Annotated in this window: 8 protein-coding genes; 3 read left to right on the top strand and 5 right to left on the bottom strand. The window is 69.0% G+C overall.

The genetic code is table 11. From position 1 onward, the window contains the following. Window positions 1-108: 108 nt before the first annotated feature. The gene (gene thiC, locus ACWF94_RS26810; protein WP_453493621.1) at window positions 109-1,887 is read right to left on the bottom strand and encodes a phosphomethylpyrimidine synthase ThiC; all 1,779 of its coding nucleotides are present in this window, start codon (window positions 1,885-1,887) and stop codon (window positions 109-111) included. A gap of 222 nt (window positions 1,888-2,109) precedes the next feature. Here thiC and ACWF94_RS26805 point away from each other — a divergent pair, with 222 nt between their 5' ends. Next, the gene (locus tag ACWF94_RS26805; RefSeq protein WP_453493618.1) at window positions 2,110-3,588 is read left to right on the top strand and encodes a YibE/F family protein; all 1,479 of its coding nucleotides are present in this window, start codon (window positions 2,110-2,112) and stop codon (window positions 3,586-3,588) included. On the opposite strand, the gene ACWF94_RS26800 is transcribed toward ACWF94_RS26805, so the two are convergent. The 4 genes from ACWF94_RS26800 to ACWF94_RS26785 all read right to left on the bottom strand — a co-directional run bounded on the left by ACWF94_RS26800 (window position 3,589) and on the right by ACWF94_RS26785 (window position 5,984). After that, a complete protein-coding gene (locus ACWF94_RS26800) occupies window positions 3,589-4,071 on the bottom strand; it encodes an SsgA family sporulation/cell division regulator (protein ID WP_453493615.1) in 483 nt (160 codons plus the stop codon). A 120-nt stretch (window positions 4,072-4,191) separates the two neighbouring features. Beyond that, complete coding sequence (locus ACWF94_RS26795; RefSeq protein WP_453493612.1) at window positions 4,192-4,917, bottom strand: IclR family transcriptional regulator; 726 nt, start codon at window positions 4,915-4,917, stop codon at window positions 4,192-4,194. A 257-nt stretch (window positions 4,918-5,174) separates the two neighbouring features. Beyond that, window positions 5,175-5,387 (bottom strand): DUF5326 family protein, encoded by a 213-nt coding sequence (locus ACWF94_RS26790; RefSeq protein ID WP_453493609.1) that lies wholly within the window; start codon window positions 5,385-5,387, stop codon window positions 5,175-5,177. 279 nt (window positions 5,388-5,666) lie between these two features. Then, a complete protein-coding gene (locus tag ACWF94_RS26785) occupies window positions 5,667-5,984 on the bottom strand; it encodes a cupin domain-containing protein (RefSeq protein ID WP_453493624.1) in 318 nt (105 codons plus the stop codon). Window positions 5,985-6,035: 51 nt separating this feature from the next. On the opposite strand from ACWF94_RS26785, the gene ACWF94_RS26780 reads away from it, so the two are divergent. Together ACWF94_RS26780 and ACWF94_RS26775 are read left to right on the top strand one after the other, a co-directional pair. Further along, complete coding sequence (locus tag ACWF94_RS26780) at window positions 6,036-6,413, top strand: phage holin family protein (RefSeq protein WP_453493606.1); 378 nt, start codon at window positions 6,036-6,038, stop codon at window positions 6,411-6,413. Window positions 6,414-6,420: 7 nt separating this feature from the next. Beyond that, a complete protein-coding gene (locus ACWF94_RS26775; RefSeq protein WP_453493603.1) occupies window positions 6,421-7,644 on the top strand; it encodes a cystathionine gamma-lyase in 1,224 nt (407 codons plus the stop codon). Window positions 7,645-7,865 lie beyond the last annotated feature (221 nt).

Here is a 7,865-nt window from a genome sequence, read left to right as displayed (position 1 = left end):
TCAGGGCCCCGGCCGGTCCCGGCCAGGGCCCGGTGAGCCGGTGCGGTCCGGACGCCGGTCAGCCGGGACGCCCGTGAACGCGGACGCCGGGGGACCGGCGCCTCTCGGTCAGTCCGCTATCGGCAGATACACGCGGTTGCCCGCCTCGGCGAACTCCTTGGACTTCTCCGCCATGCCTTCCTCGACCTCCTGTCGCGAACTGCCGTGCCGACGCCTGATGTCCTGCGAGATCTTCATCGAACAGAATTTCGGTCCGCACATCGAGCAGAAATGCGCGGTCTTGGCGGGCTCCGCCGGAAGCGTCTCGTCGTGGAACTCCCGTGCCGTGTCCGGGTCGAGAGCCAGATTGAACTGGTCCTCCCACCGGAACTCGAAGCGCGCGTCCGACAGCGCGTCGTCCCACTCCTGGGCTCCTGGATGCCCCTTGGCGAGGTCCGCCGCATGCGCGGCGATCTTGTAGGTGATGACACCGGTCTTCACATCGTCCCGGTTCGGCAGACCCAGATGCTCCTTGGGTGTGACGTAGCAGAGCATGGCCGTGCCCCACCAGGCGATCATCGCCGCCCCGATGCCGGAGGTGATGTGGTCGTACGCCGGGGCCACATCGGTCGTGAGCGGACCGAGCGTATAGAAGGGAGCCTCCTCGCAGATCTCCTGCTGGAGGTCGATGTTTTCCTTGATCTTGTGCATCGGGACGTGACCGGGGCCCTCGATCATCGTCTGTACCTGAAAACGCTTGGCGATCGAGTTGAGTTCCCCGAGCGTGTGCAACTCCGCGAACTGCGCTTCGTCGTTGGCGTCCGCGATCGACCCGGGCCGCAGACCGTCGCCGAGCGAGTAGGTGACGTCGTAGGCGGCGAGGATTTCGCAGAGTTCCTCGAAGTTCTCGTACAGAAACGATTCCTTGTGGTGTGCCAGGCACCAGGCCGCCATGATCGAACCGCCGCGCGAGACGATGCCGGTCTTGCGGTTGGCGGTGAGCGGGACATACCGGAGCAGCACACCGGCGTGGACCGTCATGTAGTCGACGCCCTGCTCGGCCTGTTCGACGACGGTGTCCTTGTAGATCTCCCAGGTCAGTTCCTCGGCCTTGCCGTCGACCTTCTCCAGCGCCTGGTAGAGCGGCACGGTGCCGATCGGGACGGGAGAGTTGCGCAGCACCCACTCCCGGGTGGTGTGGATATTCCGGCCGGTCGACAGGTCCATGACCGTGTCCGCGCCCCAGCGGGTCGCCCAGGTCATCTTCTCGACCTCCTCCTCGATGGAGGAGGTGACGGCGGAGTTGCCGATGTTGGCGTTGACTTTCACCAGGAACCGCTTGCCGATGATCATCGGCTCGATCTCCGGGTGGTTGACATTGGCCGGCAGCACCGCGCGGCCCGCGGCGATCTCCTCCCGTACGACCTCAGGAGAAACGTTCTCCCGGATCGCGACGTACTCCATCTCCGGGGTGACCTCGCCACGGCGGGCGTATGCGAGCTGTGTCACCGCCTGACCGCTCCGGCCCCGGCGGGGCTGGCGCGGGCGGCCGGGGAAGACCGCGTCGAGATTCCGGAGCCCGCCGCGCGGCGAGGTGTGCTTGATCCCGTCGTCCTCGGGGCGGACCGGACGGCCCGCGTACTCCTCGGTGTCACCACGGGCGACGATCCAGTTCTCCCGCAGCGGCGACAGGCCGCGGCGTACATCTGTCTCCACGGTGGGGTCGGTGTACGGGCCGGAGGTGTCGTACAGCGTCACATCCGTGCCATTGGTGAGGTGCACCTGGCGGACGGGCACCCGGAGATCGGGGCGTGAGCCCTCGACGTACCCCTTGTGCCAGCCCGGTTTGCGCTCGCCGCCCCCGGCGGTCCGGTCCACGGCAGGCGTGCGTGCATCCTGAACGGTCATAAGACCTACTCCCTACGCCGGCATTACCCGGTAACAGGTTCGGCGGTCGACGCAGCGGCTTCCGTGGATGCCCCACTGGCATGGGCCAGTCGGCTCGTACGGAGGTCAGCGCCCTCTCAGCCCGGTGCTCCGAGCTCCCGCGTGTGCAAAGGTGCCACCACGCTAGCGTCATTTCTGGCGCGCTGAACAGAGGCCCCCCGCCGTTCTTGCGATGATCGGTCGGTGACCTCATCGCCGCCCGACCCCCAGCGGGGGCCCGACGACCATCAGCCGACCGGCCCGCCACGGCAGCGAACACCCGCGTCGCAGGGCCACGCACAGGGCCACAACCACGCCCATGCCCACAGCCACAGCCCCGCCGTGCCCGTCTCCCGGCATCTGCGCAAGGTCATCGCCGCGGTGCTGATTCCTTTCGCCACCGCGGTCGTCGTGGGCCTTCTGGTGCTCTGGCCCGGTGACGCCCCCGGCCATGAGCGCACGGGCGTGGGCTTCGACCGGCAGACCGAGCAGGGCCGGGTGACCCGGGTCGAGCAGGTGGACTGCAAGGACGTCAACGCCGCTCAGGTGCCGCCGACGGGGGACACCAGCACCCCTGAGGGGCGCGAGGCGGTCAACTCCCAGCAGGGCCGTTGCGGAAAGGCGGCGATCGAGGTCACCAGCGGCAAGGACAAGGGCCGCACCTTCACCGAGATCGTGCAGCCCGATGCGTCACGCCAGCTCAAGCAGGGCCAGGGGGTGGTGGTGGCCTACGCCCCGGACGCGCCCCGCGATCTCCAGTACTCGGTGATCGATGTCGACCGTCAGTTCCCCATGGCACTGCTGGCCGGAATCTTCGCGCTGGTGGTGGTGCTGGTGGGACGGATGCGCGGGGTGATGGCGCTGATCGCGCTCGCCGCCTCGTTCGCCGTTCTGACGCTGTTCATCCTTCCGGCGATCCTGGAAGGCTCCAATCCGCTGATCGTCGCGGTGGTGGGAGCCAGCGCGATCATGCTGATCGCGCTCTATATGTGCCATGGGCTGACCGCCCGTACCTCGGTCGCGGTCCTCGGCACGCTGATCTCGCTGCTGCTGATCGGGCTGCTGGGCTCGCTCTTCATCGGCTGGGCGAGTCTGAGCGGTAACACCGACGACAACACCGGGCTGATCCACGGTCTGTACCCGGGCATCGATATGAGCGGTCTGCTGCTGGCCGGTGTCCTCATCGGCTCACTGGGAGTGCTCGACGATGTCACGGTGACACAGACCTCGGCGGTGTGGGAGCTGCGTCAGGCGAACCCGGACATGGGTCCGCGCGCGCTCTACCGCGCCGCCATCCGGATCGGCCGGGACCATATCGCCTCGGTGGTCAACACCCTTGTACTGGCCTACGCGGGCGCCGCGCTGCCCCTGCTTCTGCTGTTCTCGATCGCGCGGAGCGGCGTGGGCGCGGTCGCCAACAGCGAGCTGGTGGCGGAGGAGATCGTCCGGACCCTCATCGGATCGATCGGCCTGGTCGCCTCGGTGCCCGTGACCACCGCGCTCGCCGCGCTGGTGGTGTCCGCCGACCGCCCGGAAGGCGCCGGGGCGCGGCCCGTGGGCGAATCGCCCGCGCCGGTACGGAGCGGGGCCGCGGGCCGGATCAGGTCGGCGGGCCGGATCGGGCTGCCGGCCCGGGGAGTGATGCCCGGGCGCGGGGGCACGGGCCGCCGCCGCAGGAAGTAGTCACGGGGACGGCTCGACCCCGGCCTCACTGCGGGGCGGGGCCGAGTCGGCGTTCTCCTCGGCCCCGGCGAGAATCCCCGTCAGCGCCTTCTCAAGATCGGCCTCGAAGTCGCCGAACGCCCGCTCCTGCCCCAGCGGCACCAGCTTGTCGGTGCGGTCGAGGAAGGCGACCAGTGGTACCGCGCTCACCTGGAACAGCGCGCAGTCGTCGCCGACCTGAAGCCGGATGCCGATGTCGGAGAGATCCTCGGGGCCGGTCGGCGCGATGCGCACATCGCCGTCGCCGGTCGGCCCGATGATGCCGTCGAGCAGCAGATCACGGCCGAACGCCCAGGTCACAGGGGCGTCTCCGGGCAGATGGAAGGTCATTCGCACCGCGTAAGGATCCTCCGTCTCATACCGGAGCTCCACCGGGATCCGGAACGACAACTCCTCGGAGACAAGGAAGCTCATCAGGACCTCGGCCTGGACCGACTCGCGCATCGTGCACCCCGCAGTGAATGAAGCCTGCTGACAGCCTGCCAAAAACGGCCAGGAATGATCCCCCTGACCCTCTTGCCTTAATCGTGCTGTAAGCGCTAGAGGACTACAAGGAGTGATTTTTCAGATACTGATAGAGAAGGCGAGCGAGCTGAGCAGCCCTCCGACTCCGCTGCGTAGTTGTTCGATAGCCGGAAGCAATCGCTCCTCTTGATGGAGGGGTAGAGAAATCGCCATCGCTGCGGCACTGGATCCGGCGGTGATCGGAATGGCGGCGCAGACCGTGCCGAGCGCATACTCCTGTCGCTCGATGACCGGCTGCATCCGCTCCGTCGCGGCGAGCCGCTCCATCAGCGTGCGCCGGTCCCGTACGGAATAGGGGGTCACCGGCTGGACCGGGTGGCGGTCCAGATGGTCACGGCGTGCGGTTTCGTCGAGCTGGCTCAGCAGACACTGGCCGATGGCGTGGGCGTGGCCGGTCTCGCGGAAGTCCGCCCATTCCTCGACGGCGGGGGCGTACGGGGTGTCGGCGACGGCGAGAAGTTCGATCTCGCCCTCGCGGTAGAGCGCGAAGTAGACCGGGACTCCGATGGCGTCCCGCCAGTGCCGCAGCGACTCCTCCAGTCTGCTGCGACGATTCTGCACAGCACCGCCAAGGGCGAGCCGGCCCACGGCGCCACCGAGGACGAAGACGCCCTTCTCACGGCGCAGATAGTCCTCGTGCGTCAGCGTGCGCAGCAGGTGATAGGCGGTGGGCAGCGGAATCCCCGCTTCCCGGGCGAGTTGCTTCGCGGGCGCCCCGTGCGGGTGGGAGGCCGCAGCCTCCAGCAGCCGCAGTGCCCGCTGCACCGAAGCGATCAGCGTAGGGGCAGTGGCGTGGTCAGCTGTGGCCAAAGGTCACCCCCAGGCATGGTGACGGGCAACCCGCCCGCCCGCGGGGGCCGCCCCCGCGTGCCCGCCGCACGAAATCACCCGAGCCATCGCCTGAAGGGAAGGGACCCGGGGGATCTGGCGGCAGCTTGCCACTGTAATGCTCGTCCGGCCCGATGGGCCTGGGGTTTTGCTGTGTGTTCCCCCGGCCGGGTTAACACCGGTACCGGCAGTGGCTACCAGTCCCCCCGCGAGTTCGAGGAACTCATGAACTTCCGTACGACAAAGACGAGTCCGGCTATGAGCGCGACAAAGACCAGGACCTTGAAGAGCAGTCCGATCACAAAGCCGACGACGCTCGCGATGAGACCGCCGAACACGACAAGGGCGACGAGGGGCAGGGCCACCCACTTCACCCACCACGGCATCCCAGCGAAAATCTCCCGCACGGCCATCGTCCTACCTCTTTCTCTTGACTCACTTCGCGTTCGGTGATCCGTACCTTCGATGCTAGGCGGGCGAGGGGGGTGAATGGGGGCTCGCGAGCCCTTGAACTCCCCTGACCGAACCCCTAGGGAGCGGCGCCGCCGGGGTCCGCTTCCAGGGGGAGAAGGCGGAGCGGGCGGTGCCGGTCGCGGGCCCGAAGGTGCCGGTCGCGGGCGCGAAACTGCGGGCGGGACGGGCAGAGGGGAGGAGGACGGCGGCGGGCGGCGCGGGGGCGGGAACGCTCACTTCTCAGGGGGCGAGAAGACCACCATCACCCGCAGGTCCTCGGTGATGTGGTGGAACTTGTGCGGCACATTCGCGGGGACATAGATCACACTTCCCCGCCCCACCTGCGTGGTCTCGGTGCCCACCGTGATCGCGGCGCGTCCGCTGACGACGAAGTAGACCTCGTCCTGCCGGTGCGGCGACTGCGGGTCCAGCGCGCCCGCTTCGAGGGCGTACAGGCCGACCGACATGTTCCGCTCACGCAGGAACTGAAGGTACGCACCGTTGTTCGCGGCACGTTCCACCTCCAGTTCGTCCAGCCGGAATGCCTTCATCGTCCGTCCGCCCCTGCCGTTGTCCCGATCGCGTCTGTCACGATCAGACACATGATGAATTTCCTAGTCAAGACGCTCGCCAACGCGGCGGCCCTGGCCGTGGCCATATGGCTGGTCGGGGACATCACGCTCACCGGTGACAGTACCGGTGAGAAGGCACTGGCACTGGTCGTGGTGGCGCTGCTCTTCGGCCTGGTCAACTTTGTCGTCAAACCGGTCGTGAAGCTGCTGACGCTGCCACTGTTCATCCTCACCCTGGGGCTGATCACGCTGGTCATCAACGCCCTGATGCTGCTGCTGACCTCCTGGCTGGCCGACAAGCTCGACCTGAGCTTCCATGTCGACGGCTTCTGGACGGCCGTACTGGGCGGTCTGATCATCTCCATCGTCTCGTGGGCGCTGAACGTCGCCCTGCCCGACAAGGACTGAGCGCGGCATGAGCGGTGGTACGGACACGGTGGGCGAACCCGGCGCCCAGGGCGGCCCCACAGGTCCCGGCGCCCAGGACCCTGCGGGCATCGGCGGCGCCCAGGACCCCGCCGGCATCGGCGATGGTACGAGGGCGGTACGGGCGGGGCTGCCCGAGCCGGTGAAGCATGAGCCGCCCCTGCCGGGCCCGGTCTTCGCCGCCCACTTCCATCTGCCGGGCGAGCCGACCGGCCCGTACACCTATGGGCGCGACACCAACCCGACCTGGACCCTTCTGGAGCGGGCGATCGGGGAGCTGGAGGCACCGGGGGAGCCGGTGCAGACGGTGTCCTTCGCGTCGGGGATGGCGGCGATCTCGGCCGTTCTCTTCTCCCGGCTGCGGGCCGGGGACGCGGTGGTGCTGCCGAGCGACGGATACCAGGCGCTCCCGCTGGTACGCGCGCAGCTGGAGGCGTACGGCATCGAGGTCCGGACCGCGCCGACGGGCGGCGACGCACAGCTGTCCGCGCTGGCGGGGGCCCGGCTGCTCTGGATCGAGACGCCCTCCAACCCCGGGCTCGATGTGTGCGACGTACGGCGGCTGGTGGACGCGGCGCATGCCTCAGGGGCGCTGGTGGCTGTCGACAATACGCTCGCGACCCCGCTCGGGCAGCGTCCGCTGGAGCTGGGCGCGGACTACTCGGTGGCCAGTGACACCAAGGGGATGACCGGCCATGGCGATCTGCTGCTCGGCCATGTGACCTGCCGCGATGCCGGACTGGTCGCGGAGGTACGGGGCTGGCGCAAGATCGCCGGCGCGATTCCGGGCCCCATGGAGGCATGGCTCGCCCACCGCTCGCTGGCCACCCTGCACCTGCGGATCGAGCGCCAGTGCGCGAACGCGCTGGCGGTCGCGGGGGCGCTGGCCGGGCGCGGCGAGGTGACGGGGCTGCGCTACCCGGGGCTGCCGACGGACCCCTCGTACCCGCTCGCCGTCCGGCAGATGCGGCGGTTCGGCGGGGTGGTCTCGTTCGTGCTGCCCGACCGGGGGTGGGCGGAGAGGTTCCTGGGCGCGCTGCGGCTGGTGGACGATGCCACGAGCTTCGGCGGGGTCCGTTCGTCCGCCGAACGCCGTGGGCGCTGGGGCGGGGACGCGGTCCCTGAGGGCTTCATCCGGTTCTCCGCCGGAGCGGAGGACGCGGAGGACCTGGTGACGGATATGATGCGGGCGCTCGACGAGGCGGCGCGGTAGGGGCAACAGCCGTTCCGGGGCGCTGGATTCGGGTGCCGGGGCGCCGGATTCGAGGGCATCCCCGGGGCGGGCGGGCCGGGGATCGGGGGTACTCGGCCCGGCGTTCGGAGTGCGACGGCATGGGCAGTGCCGGGTACGGGGAGTACGAGCCGCAGGTCGGGGCAGGTTTCCTGGACTCGCGATGAGGGGGACGGGCGGCCCGAGCCTCCCCCCTCATGGCT

This window comes from Streptomyces sp. NPDC055078 (assembly GCF_053607985.1).
Note: the sequence above shows the minus strand (reverse complement) of the source record. Positions and strands in the feature narration are given on the sequence as shown.

Excerpts from the sequence above, each read along its gene's own strand:
- ACWF94_RS26780 (WP_453493606.1), top strand. The coding sequence starts at position 6,036 with ATGATGAATTTCCTAGTCAAGACGCTCGCCAACGCGGCGGCCCTGGCC.
- ACWF94_RS26775 (WP_453493603.1), top strand. The coding sequence starts at position 6,421 with ATGAGCGGTGGTACGGACACGGTGGGCGAACCCGGCGCCCAGGGCGGC.
- thiC (WP_453493621.1), bottom strand. The coding sequence starts at position 1,887 with ATGACCGTTCAGGATGCACGCACGCCTGCCGTGGACCGGACCGCCGGG.
- ACWF94_RS26800 (WP_453493615.1), bottom strand. The coding sequence starts at position 4,071 with ATGCGCGAGTCGGTCCAGGCCGAGGTCCTGATGAGCTTCCTTGTCTCC.
- ACWF94_RS26785 (WP_453493624.1), bottom strand. The coding sequence starts at position 5,984 with ATGAAGGCATTCCGGCTGGACGAACTGGAGGTGGAACGTGCCGCGAAC.